Source organism: Streptomyces sp. 6N223 (genome assembly GCF_052246635.1).
GTDB lineage: Bacteria > Actinomycetota > Actinomycetes > Streptomycetales > Streptomycetaceae > Streptomyces.
Genome location: NZ_JBQQCA010000023.1, coordinates 12523 through 30094, shown reverse-complemented (window position 1 = coordinate 30094; position 17572 = coordinate 12523). Strand labels below are relative to the sequence as shown.

The 17572-nt window shown below is 73.0% G+C and carries 19 protein-coding genes; 7 read left to right on the top strand and 12 right to left on the bottom strand.

The genetic code is table 11. The features are described from left to right. Positions 1-3 precede the first annotated feature (3 nt). Positions 4-2142 (bottom strand): ATP-binding protein, encoded by a 2139-nt coding sequence (locus tag ACTWQH_RS16315; protein WP_443287275.1) that lies wholly within the window; start codon positions 2140-2142, stop codon positions 4-6. 236 nt (positions 2143-2378) lie between these two features. Between ACTWQH_RS16315 and ACTWQH_RS16310 the strand changes: the two genes are divergently transcribed. The 3 genes from ACTWQH_RS16310 to ACTWQH_RS16300 are packed head-to-tail and all read left to right on the top strand — an operon-like array spanning position 2379 to position 3708. Next, the gene (locus tag ACTWQH_RS16310; RefSeq protein WP_443287274.1) at positions 2379-2570 is read left to right on the top strand and encodes a hypothetical protein; all 192 of its coding nucleotides are present in this window, start codon (positions 2379-2381) and stop codon (positions 2568-2570) included. Further along, complete coding sequence (locus ACTWQH_RS16305; protein WP_443287273.1) at positions 2567-3142, top strand: DUF6879 family protein; 576 nt, start codon at positions 2567-2569, stop codon at positions 3140-3142. Before ACTWQH_RS16310 ends, ACTWQH_RS16305 begins: the two co-directional genes overlap by 4 nt. Next, entirely contained in the window at positions 3139-3708 is a 570-nt protein-coding gene (locus tag ACTWQH_RS16300) for a GNAT family N-acetyltransferase (RefSeq protein WP_443287334.1), read from the top strand. Before ACTWQH_RS16305 ends, ACTWQH_RS16300 begins: the two co-directional genes overlap by 4 nt. Before the next feature lie 124 nt (positions 3709-3832). On the opposite strand, the gene ACTWQH_RS16295 is transcribed toward ACTWQH_RS16300, so the two are convergent. Next, entirely contained in the window at positions 3833-4042 is a 210-nt protein-coding gene (locus ACTWQH_RS16295; protein WP_443287272.1) for a hypothetical protein, read from the bottom strand. Positions 4043-4266: 224 nt separating this feature from the next. Between ACTWQH_RS16295 and ACTWQH_RS16290 the strand changes: the two genes are divergently transcribed. After that, a complete protein-coding gene (locus ACTWQH_RS16290) occupies positions 4267-4479 on the top strand; it encodes a DUF4287 domain-containing protein (RefSeq protein WP_443287271.1) in 213 nt (70 codons plus the stop codon). Between the two features lie 72 nt (positions 4480-4551). Here ACTWQH_RS16290 and ACTWQH_RS16285 read toward each other — a convergent pair whose 3' ends face one another. From ACTWQH_RS16285 to ACTWQH_RS16275, 3 genes are read right to left on the bottom strand one after another with little or no spacing between them, the layout of a single operon-like run. After that, a complete protein-coding gene (locus ACTWQH_RS16285; protein ID WP_443287270.1) occupies positions 4552-5097 on the bottom strand; it encodes a hypothetical protein in 546 nt (181 codons plus the stop codon). 54 nt (positions 5098-5151) lie between these two features. Further along, positions 5152-5667 (bottom strand): hypothetical protein, encoded by a 516-nt coding sequence (locus ACTWQH_RS16280; protein ID WP_443287269.1) that lies wholly within the window; start codon positions 5665-5667, stop codon positions 5152-5154. Between the two features lie 47 nt (positions 5668-5714). Then, complete coding sequence (locus tag ACTWQH_RS16275) at positions 5715-6563, bottom strand: oxidoreductase (RefSeq protein ID WP_443287268.1); 849 nt, start codon at positions 6561-6563, stop codon at positions 5715-5717. 133 nt (positions 6564-6696) lie between these two features. Between ACTWQH_RS16275 and ACTWQH_RS16270 the strand changes: the two genes are divergently transcribed. Then, on the top strand, positions 6697-7533 hold the full coding sequence (locus ACTWQH_RS16270) for a helix-turn-helix transcriptional regulator (protein WP_443287267.1): 837 nt from the start codon (positions 6697-6699) through the stop codon (positions 7531-7533). A gap of 3 nt (positions 7534-7536) precedes the next feature. On the opposite strand, the gene ACTWQH_RS16265 is transcribed toward ACTWQH_RS16270, so the two are convergent. The 3 genes from ACTWQH_RS16265 to ACTWQH_RS16255 form a co-directional block, all read right to left on the bottom strand. Next, positions 7537-9084 carry an FGGY family carbohydrate kinase gene (locus ACTWQH_RS16265; RefSeq protein WP_443287266.1) on the bottom strand — a complete coding sequence of 516 codons (1548 nt, stop codon included), beginning with the start codon at positions 9082-9084 and terminating at the stop codon, positions 7537-7539. A gap of 162 nt (positions 9085-9246) precedes the next feature. Then, entirely contained in the window at positions 9247-10518 is a 1272-nt protein-coding gene (locus ACTWQH_RS16260; protein ID WP_443287265.1) for a cation:proton antiporter, read from the bottom strand. Between the two features lie 2 nt (positions 10519-10520). Continuing rightward, positions 10521-11030 (bottom strand): cation:proton antiporter regulatory subunit, encoded by a 510-nt coding sequence (locus ACTWQH_RS16255; RefSeq protein ID WP_443287264.1) that lies wholly within the window; start codon positions 11028-11030, stop codon positions 10521-10523. Positions 11031-11248: 218 nt separating this feature from the next. On the opposite strand from ACTWQH_RS16255, the gene ACTWQH_RS16250 reads away from it, so the two are divergent. Both ACTWQH_RS16250 and ACTWQH_RS16245 read left to right on the top strand, forming a co-directional pair. Next, complete coding sequence (locus ACTWQH_RS16250) at positions 11249-12718, top strand: acyl-CoA synthetase (protein ID WP_443287263.1); 1470 nt, start codon at positions 11249-11251, stop codon at positions 12716-12718. A 95-nt stretch (positions 12719-12813) separates the two neighbouring features. Then, positions 12814-13659 (top strand): universal stress protein, encoded by an 846-nt coding sequence (locus ACTWQH_RS16245; RefSeq protein WP_443287262.1) that lies wholly within the window; start codon positions 12814-12816, stop codon positions 13657-13659. On the opposite strand, the gene ACTWQH_RS16240 is transcribed toward ACTWQH_RS16245, so the two are convergent. The 4 genes from ACTWQH_RS16240 to ACTWQH_RS16225 all read right to left on the bottom strand — a co-directional run bounded on the left by ACTWQH_RS16240 (position 13637) and on the right by ACTWQH_RS16225 (position 17353). Then, complete coding sequence (locus ACTWQH_RS16240; protein ID WP_443287261.1) at positions 13637-14782, bottom strand: protein kinase family protein; 1146 nt, start codon at positions 14780-14782, stop codon at positions 13637-13639. The genes ACTWQH_RS16245 and ACTWQH_RS16240 overlap by 23 nt on opposite strands. 15 nt (positions 14783-14797) lie before the next feature. After that, positions 14798-15637, bottom strand: coding sequence for a calcium-binding protein (locus ACTWQH_RS16235; RefSeq protein ID WP_443287259.1), 840 nt, complete (start codon positions 15635-15637; stop codon positions 14798-14800). A 35-nt stretch (positions 15638-15672) separates the two neighbouring features. Then, complete coding sequence (locus ACTWQH_RS16230; protein ID WP_443287258.1) at positions 15673-16521, bottom strand: HAD-IA family hydrolase; 849 nt, start codon at positions 16519-16521, stop codon at positions 15673-15675. A gap of 217 nt (positions 16522-16738) precedes the next feature. Further along, positions 16739-17353 carry a DinB family protein gene (locus ACTWQH_RS16225; protein WP_443287257.1) on the bottom strand — a complete coding sequence of 205 codons (615 nt, stop codon included), beginning with the start codon at positions 17351-17353 and terminating at the stop codon, positions 16739-16741. Positions 17354-17572: the final 219 nt, after the last annotated feature.

The following is a 17572-nucleotide window of genomic DNA, read 5'->3' as shown; positions in this document are numbered from 1 at the left end:
TGGTCAGTCCGCGAGTTTGGACCGGACCGTGTCCGCCTTAGGATCCTCCAGCTCCTCGAACAGGGTCAGGGAGCGGCGCCAGGCGTCGGTGGCCTGAGGGATGTCGCCAGCGGCGCGGTGGATATCGCCAAGGGAATCGAGGACCATCGCCTCGTGGCGGCGGTCTCCCAGGCGGCGGAAGGCTGTGGCGGCTGCCGTGTGGCGGCCGATTGCCGCGGCTGAATCGTCGCGGCGGTGCAGGGCGGTGCCGAGGCGGAAGGTCGCCAGGGCCTGGCTCCATTCGTTACCCAACTCGCGGAAGATGGCCAGCGCGCGTTCCATGCAGGAGGTCGCGTCGTCCAGATGGCCAAGGCCGAGATGGCCTTGGCCGATGCTGAGGTGGCACATGCCCTCGCCTCTGCGCTCACCGATCTCCGCGAAGATCGGCAGGGCGAGTCGGGAGTAGTTGATGGCCTGCTGGAATTCTCCCCGTTCCAGAAAGGAGAGGCTCATGCCACGCAGCGAGAAGCCCTCACCCCAGCGGTCCGCCGTTTCCCGGGTGGCGGCCAGGGCCCGGGAGTAGCATTCGAGCGCGTCGTCGAAGCGCCGCAGGTCCCAGTAGGCGTCGGCGAGACTGAGGGCAACCCAGCCCTCGCCGAACCGGTCCCCCAGGCTTCTTGCGGCCTCCAGACCGGTGCGGTGGGTGGCGATCCAGTCATCCCAGTAAGATCGGCGTTCAAAGAATCCCATGAGGGCGATGGGGAGTTTCCAGGCAATTTCATTCCTGCCGCTTGAACGCGCTTCGCGAACCGCGTCCAGTAGCGCCATGCGTTCCGTCTCACACCAATGCAGCGCCTCATCCAGGCTGCCGAAAGTCTCTCCGCCGGCGCTTCTCGCCATCGGCGGCAGAGCCAGGTGACGCATTTGCGGCAGAATGAGCCGCGAGGCCGCGTGTGCCGTGTGCAGATACCAACCCAGCGTTCGGTCTACGGCCTCGCCTCGCGTGACTTCTGTCTCCTCTTCCATAGCCCTCTCCAGAGCATACGAACGAATCAGGTCGTGTACCCGATAACGGTCGCGCTTCGTCTGCTGTACGAGATGAAGCCCACTCAGGCTGTCCAGTGCACGGGCCGCGCGAACCCGTGGAACGCCGGTGAGCGCGACCACCGCTGAGGTCGCGAGTTCGGGGGACGGGTGGAGCCCCAGAAGGCGGAAGGTCCGGGCGGTGTCCGGCGCCAGAGAGCGGTACGACCAGGAAAAGACGGTGCGGACCGTTGAGAGTTCGTCCTCGTCCAGGGCCAGCCCGTCGAGCCGATCCCGTTCGTCGAGCAATTCGCCGACGAGGTCGGACAGGTCGTGGTGGGGGTGAGTAACCGCGCGTTCCGCCACAATGCGCAGTGCTAGCGGTAAATGGTCACAGAGCGCTGCAAGGTGGCGCGCGGCCTCGGGCTCCGCGTCCACCCGGTCGGCGCCGACGATCTCGCTCAACAGGTTGAGCGACTCCTCCTGGGTCAGATGGTCTACCGTCATGCGGGATGCCCCGTCTCGCGCGATGAGTCCCGACAGCCGGTTGCGGCTGGTGACCAGCACCAGACACCGACCCGTGCCCGGGAGCAGGTGGCGGACCTGGTCGGGGGTGGCGGCGTTGTCCAGAAGAACCAGGACGCGGCGACCATCCAGAACGGAGCGGAACAGGGCGGATCTGGCGCCGAGGTCCGCCGGGATGCGCGCCGCCGGCACGTTCAGGGCGTGGAGGAAGCCACTGAGCGCCTGCTCTGCCGTCAGCCTGGCGTGGAGGCCGTATCCCCGAAGGTCAACGTAGAGGTCTCCGTCCGGGAAGGCGCGCCGCACCCGGTGTGCCCAGTGCACGGCCAGGGCGGTCTTTCCCACACCCGCCGCGCCGGCAACCGCCGAGATCACCACCGGTGAACTGTGCGGCTGATGGGATATGGCAGAAAGAAGGGAATCGAGTTGAGCGAGCTCACTTTCTCGGTTGACGAACTTTGAGACATCCTGGGGAAGCTGCCGTGGCACCGTCCAGTTCTCGCCACCCCCGACCGTCACGTGCACGCCGCCTGCCACGCTTCCGGCCTGGATCGCGGTCTCCGCGCCGCCCGAGAGTTCGTACCGGACCTCGGGTCCGGAAGTGTGCTGGTCAGACATTCGCTTGCGCTTCCTGTGACAGGCGCCTGGTGATCGGGCATGGTTCGCCCGTGCCGCGTGGGATGGCAATCGATCAGCGGTATGCCCGGAGTTGATCGATTCGAGTGCTCATTTGACTGGAATTCGGCTCATTCGATTTGGTGCCACCTTTTGGTGGTTGGCAGAGGATAGCCGTACCGTTAGCGGAAGGGGTAGGGTACTTCCGGCACATGTGTGGGAAACATGTAGGGGGTACCGTGAAGCTTCGTTTTCTCAGCTCCGCCAGCAACTCGGGATCGTGTCCGTCCCTGTACGAGACAGAAGACGGTGACATCGTTGTCCAGGGCTACAAACTGACCGACCCCGAGGCACTCTCCCAGCTCAGGGACGTGCTGCCGGGCGAGGAGTTCGTCATCGTTCCCCGGTCGCTGCTCGACTCGTTCAAGTGACGTACGGCACGGAGCGCGCTCGGGCAACGGAGATCAACCGCGATCCCGACGCCTTTCTCCAGCTCTTCCGCGACTTCGCGCACACGGCCTTCCGACTCGAAGTGCGCGCAGGGTACGGCGTGGCCGACGAGGACGCGCCGTATCAGCAGTTCCTCGCCGGTGAGGACCCCGGCATCGAGTGGCTGCGGCCCTGGCTGGACCTGATGTCAGAGCAGACCGGCCAGGGCAAGCGGGTGGAGCGGGTGCGCGTGGTGGACGAGCCTCCCAGTGACTACCTGCGCTGGGAGCTCGTCAACACGCCACACAATCTCCGGGCCGGCGAGGACATCCGATACCTGACCCGGCGGCGCGCCGAGGACCTCGGCTTGCCGCCGTACGACTACTGGGTGTTCGACAGCAGCCTGCTCGTCTTCCTCCGCTTCGGCGACGACGACCGCTTTCTCGGCTTCGATTCGACCCGCGAGCCCGCGGCCCTCGTCGAGCACCTGCGGTGGCGGGATGCGGCGTGGCACCACGCGCTGACGTACGCCCGGTACGCAGATGAGCACGTAGCGGAAGGCTCACGGGGCTGAACGCCGACGGGAACGGGTCGCTGTGGGCGGGGAGGCTGGTCCGCCTCCGTGGGTTCGCCGCGCGGGACTGGGAGTACTTCGCGCGCTTCGAGGAGGACTCCGAGGACGCACGGAAGGTGCACCGCATCGTGCCTCCCCGGTCCGACGAGGCGCACCAGCGCGAGACGGCGGAGATGGCTGGCAGGCCCGCCGACGAGGAGCAGGTCGTGCTGGCCATCGAGGATCTGGCGGATGAGGCAACCGTGGGCGCGCTGTCCACCTTCGATGTGGACACGCGGGCCGGGCGGTTCCGGTACGGAATCGCCGTGGACCGGGCACGCCGACGCCGCGGGTACGCGACGGAGGCTGTCGGTCTGCTGCTGCGGTACATGTTCGACGAGCGGCGGTTGCACAAGTGCGAGGCGGAGGTCTACGCGTTCAACGAGGCGTCGCTGCGGTTTCACGATCGGATGGGCTTCACCCGGGAAGGGCTCCTGCGGGATCACGAGTTCTTCGGCGGCGAGCACCACGACGTCGTCGTCGTGGGGATCACGGCACCCGAGTTCCGGCGGCGTCCGCGGCCGTAGGCCCGGCACTTCTTTCCGCGGAGTGTGACGACCCCGACCCCGCCCTGACCGTGTCCGCCGACGCCCGGCAGGCGCTCGTCGAGCACGTCAAGGGCTGACGTACGACGACCCCACTCCCGACACCTCAGGGGTGGGGTCGTTCCCGCTCGGCCAGCTCCTCCTCGGCCGTGGCGGCGAGGATGTCCAGGAACCTCCGCATCCGCTCGGGGCGCTCGTGGGCCTGCCAGTCGCATTCCTTGCTGGAGGCCCGCAGCCCTTCGACGACGAGGGTGGGCTCGTTGCGCATGATCTCGCGCAGCTGGTCGTGGATGCGGCTCTCGCGGTCGGTGCCCATGGCGATCACTTCTCGGTCAACTGCGACGTTTCCCCAGGTCAAGCGTAACGCGCGCGCTCAGGCGCCGCCGAGTCGAACTGTTGCCGTTTTCAACCTGCCCCCGCACATCGGCGAGCAGGAGGCGTGACGCAGCACACCTTCATCGACCGATGACTCCGTTCGTGCCCGTCGGTCATACCAGCGACGAGACCGAAGCAACACAACGGACAGACAGGATGACTGACATGACCGCCACCGCGAAGGGCCCTGCCAGCTACTTCCCCTCCATCGAGAAGAAGTACGGTCGCCCGATTGCGGAGTGGAAGGACCTGATCCGCTCCTCGCCTCTGACCAAGCACATGGAGCTCGTGAACTGGCTCAAGGCCGAGCACGGGCTGGGCCACGGTCACGCCAACGCCCTCGTCGCGCACACCCTCGCCGAGCGGGCCGGCGACTGAGCTGCCACGCATGGGAGCGCGTTTCATGGGGTGGTCCGGGCGCCCCTCGGCAACGACGGGGTGCGCCGCCGCTCAGGCGACGCCGTTGAAGGAGAAGGAGAGGATCTCGCCGGTCGCCAGGTCCATCGAGGCCCTCCAGAAGCAGGAACCGCCGTCGGCCACGGTGATCCACTCGTGGGTCCAGTCCGGCGCGGGCAGCTCCGGCTCGGAGGGCTCGGCGACGAAGTCCTCGCACAGCCCCGCCACCCGCAGCTGCCGGTGCCCGTCCCCGCTGAGCTCGGTGTACTGGCGGACGTAGCCCTCGTCCAGCTCGATCGTCTCGGGCCCGTCCGCCGTGTACGTGAACTCCTCGGTGGGTGGCAGCGCCTCCTCGAACCGCTCCACGTCCGCCCGCTCGGGGACGCCGGAGGTCGCGTCCACCGTCGTGCCGTCCGGCAGAGCCATCGACTCGTGGTCCGACTCCAGCAGTGCCCCCCGCCAGCCGTCCCCCTCGATCACCGTCCCGGACTCGGCCCCGTCCGTCTCCCCGCACCCGGCGAGCGCCGCACCCGCCAGCACCGCCAGTGCCGCCGCCCCGAGGGTCGCTCGCCAGCCCCGTACCCGTCCGTGAGGTGTCATGCCGCTCGGACGGCGACGGCCACGAAGCGGTTCCCGCCCCCGCCCCCGCCGCCCCTACGTCTCGTCCAGTGCCGTGGCGGCCGCGTCGACGAAGGGTCTGATCAGCCGGATGTAGGCGCGCAGGGTCTCCCGGAACTCACGGCGGTTCTCCGGATTGGCGTTCTGGGCCGTGGCCGCCAGGGCGGTGGAGAGCGTTCCCGACATGATCAATAAGTCCGATGCCGCGACTTGGACCGGGGGAGGGCCTTCCAGATCAATCAGCGTCACCGCCCGACGCAACCGCTGATGCCGGTCGCCGTGGGCGGCCAGCGCGGCTTCGCACTCGGTGGCCGAGAGGCCGTCAACCCCTCGGAGTCCGTCGGCCACCGCCTGGGCCTGCTCGATGAGGCCCAGGTAGGCGGCCCGCCGAGTCTGGCGGATGCCTTCGCGGCGCTGCGCCTCGGCGGTGGCGTCGACGTGGATGCGGGCGGCGTGGGCGTTGCCCCTGCTGGTCAGCCAGCTCGCGAGCGAACTGGCTGCGACAGCCGTCGCACCCGTGAGGGCGGCGACGATCAGCGAGTTGTCAGGCACGCCAAGAAGTCTCTCCGACCCGCCCCGTGTGGTCGACGCCCCGCCGCTCAGGCGAAGTTGATCGCGCTGCCCGTGCCTACGTCCGCCGTCGCGTCCAGGTCGGCGGCGACCGAGGCCAGCTTGCCGCGGATGGCCGAGGCCGCGTCGTCGCCGAGGGCCAGGCGCAGCGGGGGGTCGGGCAGGTCCAGGGTGGCCAGCAGGGCGCGGGCCGCCTTCTCCGGATCGCCGGGCTGCTTGCCGGCGTTGGCAACGAGCTGCTCGCGGACGGCGCCCACCGTGCCGTCGTAGTCGGCGATGGGGGCGGAGGCCCGCACCGCGCCGTTGAACTCCGTGCGGAACGCGCCCGGTTCGACGATCAGCACCCGGATGCCGAGCGGCGCGCCCTCGGCGGCGAGGGCCTCGCTGGCCTGCTCCAGCGCGCCCTTGGCCGCGCAGTACGTGCCGAAGCCGGCGTACGCCAGCAGCCCACCCATGCTCGTGACCTGCACGATCGTGCCGCTGCGCCGCCGCCGCATCGGCGGCAGCACCAGCCGCGTCAGCCGCATCGGGGCGAAGAACATCACCTCCATCGCGTCCCGCAGCTCCGCCTCGCTCGTCTCCTCCAGCGCGCCGACCGTGCCGTACCCGGCGTTGTTGACCAGCACGTCGATGTGGCCGTACGCCGCCACCGCCGCGTCCACCGCAGCCCGGCACTGGGCCTCGTCCCGTACGTCGAGGGTGACGACCGTGAGCCGCTCCGGGTACTCCGCGGCCAGCTCCGCCATCGTCTCCGGGCGGCGCACCGCCGCCACCACCGCGTCCCCCGCCGCGAGGGCGGCGCGCGTGAAGGACGCGCCGAAGCCGCTGCTGGCGCCGGTGATCAGCCAGGTGCGTGCGTTGTCCTGTGTGTGCGTCATCGTGACCTCAACCTCCTGCACGTGACTCTGCCGGGCCCGGGGCACCGGCGACATGGCCCAAAGGTGGAAGGCGGAAAGGCGCTGGAGGGCGGAAAGGTGGTGGAACGCCGGGTGGGCGCGTTATAACGGCGGCATGACGCACGCTCCGACCCCGCCCCGCGCCGTGGCGGCGGCCCACACGATCGTCTCCGAGCCGCGCCGGCCGCGCCCGCTGCCCGGCGGCGAGGCGTTGCCGCCCGAGGACTACCGGAGGCTCTTCGGCGTCATCGAGGCCGTGGACCGGGCGCCCGACCTGCCCGCCTTCCGGGAGCGGCTGCTGCGCGCCCTGGCCGAGTGGTTCGGCTACTCCACGCTCGCCGTGCTGCACGGTCCGGGCATCGCCGAGGCGCTGTGGGAGGGCCGGGGCATCAAGAGCGGCTACAGCCAGGAGTTCCTGGACGAGTACGCCGAACGCTGGATCGCCGACGACCCGTTCATGGCGCCCGCCGCGCACCGGCTGCTCGCCGAGCGCGGCGTGGTGACGCTGCGCGAGCTCCACCCCGAGCGCGACCCCAGGCAGCGGGCGTACGTGGAGGGGTTCCTGACGCCGCACGGCATCGCCGACAAGGCCGGGATGATCGTCGACGGCGGGGCCGAGGGCGTGGTGTACGTGGGGGCGGTGATACGCGGCGCGCTGGCCGTGCCCGCCCGCGACCTCGCGGTGATGCGGGCGCTCAGCCGCCACCTCGCGCCGCACGCGGCCGCCCAGCTCGCCCGCGACCGGGAGGCGGCCGCCGCCTGCGAGGGGCTGGGGCTCACCGCGCGGGAGCGGGAGGTGGCGGGGCTGGCGGCGCAGGGGCTGACCAACCAGCAGATCGCGCGGCGGCTGTTCGTGGGCGTGGACACCGTCAAGAAGCACCTCACCCGCGCGCTGGCCAAGACCCGCACCACCAGCCGCACCCAACTCGCCGCCCGCTGGCGCGCGTTGTAACGCCTAGGACCAGCCCTCGGCATCCTCCCCGGTGCCTTCGCCGGTGCCTTCTCGGGCGCCTTCTCTGGCCGGTTCCGGCGGGTCGCCGGCCGGGCCGGGAACCTCCTGGCCGTCGCCCGCGTCCAAGGCGAAGGCGCCCGGGTGGGTCTGGTCGCGGACGGCTCCGTACTGCTTGCGGACCGCCGCGCCCACCTGGGCGTCCTCGCCCGGCTCGTACGTCTCGCCCGGCGCGGACGGCCACGCCGGCGGGGCGTCGGGCGTCAGCGAGCCGTCCGCCACGCCCAGCGCCCACGCCGCCTGCCGGGCCGCGCCCAGCGCCGTGTAGTCGCCCGGGGCCGGGATGACGACGCGCGCGCCGAGGATCGCGGGCGCCAGCGCCCGCACCGCGGGCAGCTCCGCCGCCGGGCCCAGCAGGAAGATCCGCTCTATCCGCACCCCGCGCCGCCGCAGCACCTCGGCGGCGTCGGCCAGGCCGCACAGCATGCCCTCGAACGCCGCCCGCGCCAGGTGCTCCGGCCTCATGCTCTCGCGCCGCAGCCCGGCCAGGGTGCCGGCGGCGTGCGGCAGTTCGGGGGTGCGCTCGCCCGCGAGGTACGGCAGCAGCACCAGGCCGTGGGCGCCGGGCGTGGAGGCGAGCGCCAGCTCGGACAGGCGCGGCAGCTCGACCCCCAGCAGGTCGGCGGCGCCGCGCAGCACGCGCGTGGCGTTCAGGGTGCGTACCACCGGCATGTGGTGGCCGGTGGCGTCGGCGTAGTTGGTGATGGTGCCGGCCGGGTCGGTCAGCGCCTCGTCGTGGACCGCGCAGACCGAGCCAGAGGCGCCCAGCGACACGACGGCGTCGCCGGGACCGACGCCCAGGCCGAAGGCGGCGGCCATGGTCTCGCCGGTGCCCGCCGAGATCAGCAGGCCCTCGGGCGTGCGCCCGGCGGCCTCGGCCGGGCCGAGCACCTCCGGCAGCGCCACGGGGTGGCCCACGGCCAGCTCCGCCAGCTCCGGCCGCCAGGACTCGGCCGCCGCCGACCAGTAGCCGGTGGCGGAGGCGGCGCCCCGGTCGGTGGTCCAGCGTCCCGGACGGCCCAGGAGCTGCCACACCAGCCAGTCCTGCGCCTGGAGCACGGTGGCGGTGCGCCGCGCCGCCTCGGCGTCGGCGCGCGACAGCCATCGCAGCCGCGCCACGGGCTGGCCGGTCTGCGGCACCGAGCCGACCGCCTCGGCCCAGGCGCGGCGTCCGCCGAGCGAGTCGACGAGCCACCGCGCCGCCGCCTGCGCGGCCTGCGCCCTGTCCTCGCCGCCGGCCGGCATCGCGACCGGCTGCCCGTCGGCGTCGAGCGCGACCAGGCCGTGCATCTGGGCGGCGACGCCGATGGCGGTGACGTCCTCCAGCAGGCCGCCGTCGGCTGCCTCCCCGAGCGACAGCAGCCAGGACTGCGGGACGGGCTCGCCCTCGGGGTGAGCGGCGTGTCCGTGGCGGAGGACCTGACCGGTCTCGGCGTCGCAGACAACGATGCGGGTGTAGGCGGACGAGTTGTCCAGACCGGCAACGATTCCCATGGCCAGATCATGCACCATCTCTCGGCCCCCTCTTCCGGGGGATGTCGGCAGTCTCCGCCGAGGCGGAGGGCCGGGGCGGAGGCCCGCCCGGCCTGAGCGTCCTGAGTGGCCTGAGCGTCCTGAGTGGCCTGGGTGGCCTGAGGCCCCGGCGGCCCGGCCGTCTCAGGCCGGGGTCGCCGAGTCGGTGGGCTCCTCCGCGGCCATCGCGCCGCCCCCGTGGCGGTCCGGCGGCGGCTGCGCCGTCGGGGACCCGGCCGCGGCGGGCGCCTCGCGGCCCGTCCGCCGCCGTTCCCGCAGCCGACGCGCGACCGGCTCGGTCCAGCGCGCCGCGAACGGCCCCATGATGACGAGTATCAGCACGTACGCCGTGGCCAGCGGCGCCAGCCTCGGCTCCGTCCCGGCGGCCAGCCCCGCGATGACGATGGAGAACTCGCCGCGCGCCACCAGCGCCCCGCCCGCCCGGAACCGGCCGCGCGGCCCGATCCCGGACCGCCGCGCCGCGTACCAGCCCGTCGCGATCTTGGTGAACGCCGTGACCACGGCCAGCAGCAGCGCGGGCAGCAGCACCGGCGGGATCTCCGTCGGGTCGGTCGACAGCCCGAAGAAGACGAAGAAGACGGCCGCGAAGAGATCCCGCAGCGGCGTGAACAGCCGCCGCGCCGTCGTGGCGACCTCCCCCGACAGCGCGATGCCGACGAGGAACGCGCCCACCGCCGCCGACACCTGCACCTTCTGCGCCAGCCCGGCGACCAGCAGCGTCAGGCCCAGCACCACCAGCAGCAGCATCTCCGGGTTCTCCGAGGAGACCGCCTTGCTGATCAGCCGCCCGTGCCGCAGCGCCCCGTACAGCGCGATGCCCGCCGTGGCCAGCGCCAGCGCCACCGTGAGGCTGCCGCTGGCCAGGCCCACCCCGGCCACCGCCGTGGTCAGGATCGGCAGGTAGAGCGCCATCGTCAGGTCCTCGATCACCAGCACGCCGAGGATCACCGGCGTCTCGCGGTTGCCGAGCCGGTCCATGTCGGTGAGGACCTTCGCGATGACGCCGGAGGAGGAGATGTAGGTGACGCCCGCCAGCGCCAGCGCGCCCACCGGCCCCCAGCCCAGCAGCAGCGCGGCGACGGCGCCGGGGAGGGCGTTGAGCACGATGTCGACGACGCCCGACGGGTACTGCTCGCGCAGGCTGTCCACCAGCTCCGGCGCGGTGTACTCCAGGCCCAGCATGAGCAGCAGCAGGATGACGCCTATCTCGGCGCCCACCTCGATGAACCCCTCGACGGTGTCCAGCGGCAGCAGCCCGCCCTGCCCGAAGGCGAGGCCGCCGAGGAGATAGAGGGGGATGGGGGAGAGCCCGACGCGCTCGGCGAAGCGGCCGACGATGCCGAGGCCCAGCACGAGCAGGCCGAGCTCGATGAGCATGCCGGTCGTGTCGTGCACGCTCAGTCCCCCGCGCCCAGGCCGGCGATGATGTCGGCGAGGTCCGAGACGCCTTCCCGGGTGCCGATGGCTACCAGCGTGTCACCTGCCTCCAGCCGGTAGTCGGGCCCGGGCGCCGGGTGGGCGCCCGTGCGGCGCAGCACGGCGACGATGGACGCGCCGGTACGGGTGCGGGCGCGGGTGTCGCCCAACGGCCCGCCGCGGTAGGGCGACTCGGGCCCGATCTCGATCTTCTCGGTGACGAGGTCGAGACCCAGCTCGCCCCCGGAGAGCTTGCTGACGGCGGCACCGACCGCACCCGTGCCCTGCGGCGCGAGGAGGGAGGCGAGCTTGGCCGCCTCCTTCGGCTCCAGCGGCACGGTGGCCTGGCAGGCGTCGGGGTCCTCCGGGTCGTAGAAGCCGACGAATCGCCGCCCGTCATCGTGGACGACGACGGAGATGTGCCGGCCCTCCCGGGTGGAGAAGTCGTACTGGGTGCCGACGCCGGGCAGCGGTGTGCGCTTCAGCGCCATGATGGGATGCCTCCAGAACAGCCAGGGGCCGTGGTTCCTGTGATCATAACGCCATAGAAGGTCCGGATAGTCCCTGCGGCGGCGGGCCTGGGCGGTTCGGCGGGCTGTGCCCGGCCTCAGGGGGCCGGGACGGCAATGCGGTACGCGCCACTGCCGCGCCTGCGCTCCCCCGGGCATGATGTGGACCATCCGCACCGGCACGGACGAAGGGCGCGACGATGCGCAACGACGGACTGGGGTCCTGGCCGGCACGCCGCGCACGCATGGCCCCCCACCACCCCGCCGTGGTCCACCGGAACGGTCAGCTCACCTACGCCGAGCTGCACGAGCGCGCCACCCGCCTCGCCCACGCCCTCCGCGCGCTCGGCTTACGCCGCGAGGAGCGCGTGGCCTACCTCGGCCCGAACCACCCCGCCTACCTGGAGACCCTCTTCGCCACCGGCGCCCTCGGCGCGGTCTTCGTCCCTCTCAACGCCCGCCTCACCGCCCCCGAAGCCGCCCACCAGCTCGCCGACTCGGGCGCGAAGATCCTCGTCCACGCGCCCTCCCACGCCCCGCTGGTCGACGAGCTGCGCGGCCAGGACACGGGCGTCCGCGCGTACGTCGAGGCGGGCCCGGCGTACGCCAGGCTGCTGGCCACCGCCTCCGCCGAGCCGATCGACGAGCCGGTGGGGCACGACGACCTCTGCCTGATCATGTACACCCCGGGCACCACCGGCCCGCCCAAGGGTGTCATGCTCACCCACGGCAACCTCACCTGGAACGCCATCAACGTCCTCGTCGACCACGACCTCGCCGCCGACGAGCGGGCCCTGGCCGCCGCGCCGCTGTTCCACATGGCCGCGCTCGGGATGCTCACCCTGCCCGTGCTGCTCAAGGGCGGGACCTGCGTGCTGGCCGAGTCCTTCGACCCCGGCGGCGTGCTCGGCCTGATCGCGCGCCACCGCGTCACCTTCATGTTCGGCGTGCCCACCATGTTCGAACTGATGGCCCGCCACGCCCACTGGCGGCAGGCCGACCTGACCTCGCTGCGCACCCTCACCTGCGGCGGCGCGCCCCTGCCGCCGGAGCTCGCCGCCGCGTACCGGGAGCGCGGGCTGACGCTCCGCCAGGGGTACGGCATGACCGAGACCGCGCCCGGCGTTCTCCTCCGCGGCGTCCCCCACTTCTTCACCGACGTGCGCGTCGCCCGGCCCGACCTCTCCCCGGTGCGGGACGGCGAGACCGGCGAGGTCCTGGTCAGCGGCCCCAACGTCATGCGCGGATACTGGCGGGCGCCCGAGGCGTCCGCCGCAGGCTTGGTCGACGGCTGGTTCCGCAGCGGCGACGCCGCCCGCGTCGGCGACGACGGCCGTGTCCACATCGTGGACCGCTTCAAGGACGTGATCATGTCCGGGGGCGAGAACGTCTACCCCGCCGAGATCGAGAAGCTGCTGCTGACCCACCCGGACATCGCCGAGTGCGCCGTCATCGGAACGCCCGACGAGCGCTGGGGGGAGGTGCCCCGCGCGGTCGTCGTCCCCCGGAAGGGGGCGGACCTCGACGCCTACACGGTGATCGCGGCGCTCTCCGGCCGCCTGGCCCGGTACAAGATCCCCACGTCGGTCGTCTTCACCGACCGGCTGCCGCGCACCGCCAGCGGCAAGCTCCTCAAGCCGCGCGTGCGCGAGCTGTACGGCACCCGCTGACACGCCTCCGTCTCCGCCGTCGCCTCCGCGTGGCGGGACGGGCGCGCCGGTGGTCTGCTGGAAGGACAGCGCGCCGGGAGACGGAGGAGCTGGAGGTGGAGGTGGAGGTGCCGGGGATGGACCAGCCCGTCGTGGCGGGGGTGGACGGATCCGACTCCAGCCTGGAGGCGGTGGACTGGGCCGCGGACCTCGCCGCCCGGCACGGCCGCGCCCTGCGCCTGGTCCACGCCTCCCTCTGGGAGCGCTACGAGGGCGGCGGCACGCGGGCCCGCGAGGTGCTGGCCGCCGCCGAGCGGCGCGCCGCCGGCCGCCGGCCCGACGTCAAGCTGTCCCTCGACACGGTGGCCGAGGCGCCCGTCGACGCCCTCCTCGGCGAGGCGATCGAGGCGTTCGTCCTCGTCGTGGGCCACCGGGGCCGCGGCCCGCTCACCAGCGCGATGCTCGGCTCCGTCAGCCTCGGCGTCGCCGGGCGCGCCCCCTGCCCGGTCACCGTCGTGCGCGGCTCCGCCCTCGCACGGGCCGGCCGCTTCGGCCGCGTCGTCCTCGGCGTGGACGCCACCGAGCAGGGGCGTTTCGCCGTCGACTTCGCCTTCGCGGAGGCCGGGGCGCGCGGCTGCGAGCTGCGCGCGGTCCACGCCTGGCGCGGACCGGGCCCGGGCCCGGAGGAGGACGTGGACGCCACCGAGGCGGCCACGGATGCCGAGGAACGCCTGGAGCGGGCGGTCGGCCCGGCCGCGGCCGCCCACCCCGGCGTGCCGCTGGCGCTGGAGACGGTGGACGGCCCGCCGCGCCCGGCGCTGCTGCACGCCGCCGAGGCCGCCGACCTGCTGGTCCTCGGCGCCCACCAGCGGCGCGGCGCCCCCGGCCTGCACCTGGGCCTGGTCGGCCACGCCCTGCTGCACTACGCCGCCTGCCCGGTCACGGTGGCCCCACAGCCGTGACCGGGTCCTGATCCGGGTCCGGGTCCGGGTCGGGAACCCGGTCCGGAACCGGCGCCCCGGCGAGGGCCCGCCGCACCTCGGCCGCCGGGAACGGCGTTCGCTTGCTGCGCGTGAGCAGCCGCCGGTGGAAGTCGCCCAGCACGACCGTGGCCCGCGCGTGCCGGTCGATGATCGCGCCGACCTCGGGCGGGACGCCGTCGGGCCGGCGGCCCGCGATCCACGCGCGCAGGAACGCGTCGCGGTCGGTGTCGCCGCGCACGCCGTCGAGCAGGTGGTGGCGGAGCAGGTGGCCCGCCACGTAGCAGCGGTCGTACGTCAGATGGTCCGCCAGGAAGCCCGCCTCCGCCGCCGACAGCTCGAAGTCCGAGCTCAGCGCGAGGCCGAGGTCCGCGAAGTACAGCCGCCGGCCGTCGGTCAGCACGTTGCGGAAGTGCGCGTCGAAGTGGACCATGCCGCGCGCGCTCATGAACGCCGCGCCGCGTGCCAGCTCATCCTCGACCCACGACCACCGCTGTGGGGAGGAGGTGGCCAGCCAGGCGGCGAGCGTGTGCGGCACGTGCTCCAGGAACAGCACCAGGCTGGCGGAGGACCGGCCGATCGCCTCCAGCCGGCGGCGCACGGCGGGGGCGCCCTCCCAGCGCGCGACGGCCCCGTCGACGCCCCCGAACTCGTCGGCGAAGCCGGCCGGCGGGTCGTCCGGCAGGACCCGCCAGTGGTAGAGCAGCGGGAAGCCGGCGTAGGCGTCCGTCAGGACCCACCCGGTCGTGAGGAGGTGCGCGGCCAGCTCGCGCCAGGCGCCGAAGCCGGCCGATCCCACCCCGTACTGGTAGAACAGCGGGAGGCTGAAGAGGTTGGCGGTGGACCGGGCGTTCGCGGGCCGGGCCTCGATGTCCGTCAGCGGGACGCGCTTGACGAAGACCGGCGTCCCCGCGACGTCCAGCATGCCCGACCGGCCGCCGATCCCCGAGCCGAGGGCGGGCGCGGCGGCCACGGCCTCGCGCAGCCGCCGGTCGCTGAGCAGGGACAGGCGCGCGCCCACCGTCGCGTACGCGGACAGCCGCGCGGCGTGCGGGCGCTCCTCCCGGCCCGGCGGGCGGTGCCCGCCCTGCTCAGCCGAACCCATGCCCGCTTCCCGCCTCTAGCCCCGGGCCATGCCGTCGGACGGCCAGTCCTGGTACAGCTCGTTGATCCCCGCGCCGCCGAAGAGCCGGTCGTCGCCGTCGTTCCCCACCAGCACGTCGTTGCCGTCGTTGCCGTACAGCGTGTCGTCGCCGCTGTAGCCCCACACCTCGTCGTCGCCGCTGCCGCCGTAGAGGTCGTCGTTCTCGCTGTCGCCGTTGACGTTGTCGTCCCCCGCCTCGCCGCGGACCTCGTCGTGGCCCTGCCCGCCGCTGACCCAGTCGTCGCCTCCGCCGCCGCGGACCGTGTCGCTGCCGAACGCGCCGTGCAGGTCGTCGGCACCGCCCGTGCCGGTGAGCGTGTCAGGCCCGCCGCCACCGTACTGCCAGCTCGCGCCGCTGAGGACGTCCGCCCCGGGCCCGCCGTCGACCTGGTCGCCCGCTTCGGCGGCGATCACGTCCTCGCCGTCTCCCCCGTCCACGTCCACGGTGCCCTCGCCGCCCGTGGCGATCCTGTCGTCGCCGTCGCCGAGCGAGAACCACGCGATGGGGTACTCGTACGCCGGATCGGGGAACGTGCACGTCACACGGGTGAGGTCGCCCTCATCGGGGTGCGCGCAACCCTCGCCCGCCTCGATGGGCACGGAGTCGGTGATGACATAGGTGCCTTCCTCGGCGCCCTGGTCGAAGGTCAGGTCGTTGACCTCGCCGTCGCCCGCCTCGTAGTAGAGGATGCTGTCGGCGACCGAGGCCAGGGCCCCCGACTGCTGCGCTGCCGCCGCCGCGCCCGGCCACAGCCCGACGCCCACGCCCGCGCCCGCCAGGGTGACGGCGCCCAGGGCGGCTAAGGACTTCCGCATGTGTCTCTCCCTCCGCATGTGCACCATGGTGGCTTTCAGGCATCGTCGTGCAGAACGTCGGCGAGGTCCACAGCTCGCGCACACGCGCGGAGCGCCCGGCGGAGCCCGGAGACGCCGCCGAACCGGTGCGTCCGGAAGCCCAGCGCCCGCGCCGCCTCCACGTTCGCCGCCGTGTCGTCGACAAAGAGACACCGCGACGGGTCGGCGCCGGCCGCCTCGCTCGCGCGCAGGAACGCCTCGGGATCCGGCTTGGCCACCCCGAGGTCGCAGGAGGCCAGCAGCGCCGCGAAGTGCCGGAGCTCCGGGTGCGCCGCCCGCACGGCCCGCCAGTAGTCGCGGTCGACGTTGGACAGCAGCACCAGGCGGTGGCGCGCGGACAGCGCCTCGACGAGGGAGGCCATGCCGGGCATCGGCCAGGAGTACGGCTCCAGCCAGGCGTCCTCGAACCGCCGGTAGCTCAGCGCCAGGCCGTGCGCGTCGACGAGTCGGCGGTGCACCTGGCGCAGCGTCACCTCGCCGGTGATGATCTCGCGGCGGGCCATGAGCCCGTCGAGGCGCCGGAGGGCGTCCCCGGGATCCGCGCAGTGCCAGGCGAGCCGCGCCGGCACAAGGGCGTGCCCGCCGATCGGATCGCCCGCCGACAGCGCCCGCTCGACGTTGACGCGCGCGCCGGACCGGAGCCGGCCCAGCGTCGACCTGCGGCGCGTGTCGGCGGACGGCGTGGCCCGCAGCAGCCCGTCGGAGTCTGAGGCGACGGCGAGGCCAACGCCGTTGACGCAGACCGAACGGGCTCCCGCAGCAGCCGAGTTGACGGCTCGCACGACGAAGCGGTCCTGGCCGGTGGCCACGACCGTACCGATCTCCTGGATGTGTCCGGTGAACAACCGGCACCCACCACCTCTCCACAGCAGGATGTGCAGGGGCCCGCCTCGGGCCCGAGAGATGGCGGGGTATCACCGCGTGGCCCCGGAGTCGCACCGGGTCGTCCCGCCGGCACCGGCGGAACCGGCGGGCTGTCACCGCCGCACCTGGAATCGCACCGGCCCGATTCTCACACGCGGCGCGGCGGACGGGAAAGCGTCGGCCTGCGGGCCGCCGCTGTCACCGCTCGCGGTACAGGTCGCGCAGCAGGGCGATCTCGGCTCCGTGGTGCAGCAGTTCCTGGTTGACCCACCACACGATGTCGATGAACGGCTCCTCGGCGTCGCTGCCGTGGGGGTAGGTGGAGTACCCGACCGTGTCCAGCGCGGCGTCGTCGACGCTCAGCAGAGCCTCCCGCCAGGCGGAGGCGCCCGCGTCGAAGGCCGCGACCGCCTCCGCGGCGTTCCCGCTGATGCGGTAGTCGTCCCGGGTCAGCGCGCGGCTGCCCGCCGCGTGGTCGGCGCGCAGGGCCAGCCCCTCGCTGACGTGGCTCAGGCGCCACGCGATGGTGGTGAAGGGCGGCGGCCACGGATGCGGATAGGGCGCGGCGTCGCGCCCCCAGTCCCCGGCACCGGCCAGCATCGTCGCACGCGGCCCGGGCCCGTCCACGCGCCGCCTCACCGACCAGCAGCCCGGCACCGGCTCCCAGAACAACTCCTCGTCGGTCATGGGCACGACCTCGGTGTCCGTCCCGTCACCGCTGTCCATGACGGGTCCCACCAAGCGGTTGGCGAGGCGCTCGCGGGCGAAGTCGAACTGCTCCAGCAGCGGAAGGAGGCGGGGAGGTGGGGTCACGGCAGGCTCCTCTCAGGGGTTGTTGACCGGTCAGCCTGTCACTGCCGCCTCCGCACCGCGTTCCCTTTTTCTCCTCGGCCCCGGACAGGCAGTGCGAGGCACTGCGAGGCGCTGCGAGGCGCTCCGGGCGAAAACACCTCGCCGATGGCGCACGACGCCCTTCCCCAGCCCTTCGCATGACGAATTCGTCCTTAACCTTTGGCCGAGCCTCAGCGAGAT

Coding starts and splice junctions, on each gene's coding strand:
- ACTWQH_RS16315 (WP_443287275.1), bottom strand. CDS start 2,142: ATGTCTGACCAGCACACTTCCGGACCCGAGGTCCGGTACGAACTCTCG.
- ACTWQH_RS16295 (WP_443287272.1), bottom strand. CDS start 4,042: ATGGGCACCGACCGCGAGAGCCGCATCCACGACCAGCTGCGCGAGATC.
- ACTWQH_RS16290 (WP_443287271.1), top strand. CDS start 4,267: ATGACCGCCACCGCGAAGGGCCCTGCCAGCTACTTCCCCTCCATCGAG.
- ACTWQH_RS16285 (WP_443287270.1), bottom strand. CDS start 5,097: ATGACACCTCACGGACGGGTACGGGGCTGGCGAGCGACCCTCGGGGCG.
- ACTWQH_RS16275 (WP_443287268.1), bottom strand. CDS start 6,563: ATGACGCACACACAGGACAACGCACGCACCTGGCTGATCACCGGCGCC.
- ACTWQH_RS16270 (WP_443287267.1), top strand. CDS start 6,697: ATGACGCACGCTCCGACCCCGCCCCGCGCCGTGGCGGCGGCCCACACG.
- ACTWQH_RS16265 (WP_443287266.1), bottom strand. CDS start 9,084: ATGGGAATCGTTGCCGGTCTGGACAACTCGTCCGCCTACACCCGCATC.
- ACTWQH_RS16255 (WP_443287264.1), bottom strand. CDS start 11,030: ATGGCGCTGAAGCGCACACCGCTGCCCGGCGTCGGCACCCAGTACGAC.
- ACTWQH_RS16250 (WP_443287263.1), top strand. CDS start 11,249: ATGCGCAACGACGGACTGGGGTCCTGGCCGGCACGCCGCGCACGCATG.
- ACTWQH_RS16240 (WP_443287261.1), bottom strand. CDS start 14,782: ATGGGTTCGGCTGAGCAGGGCGGGCACCGCCCGCCGGGCCGGGAGGAG.
- ACTWQH_RS16235 (WP_443287259.1), bottom strand. CDS start 15,637: ATGCGGAAGTCCTTAGCCGCCCTGGGCGCCGTCACCCTGGCGGGCGCG.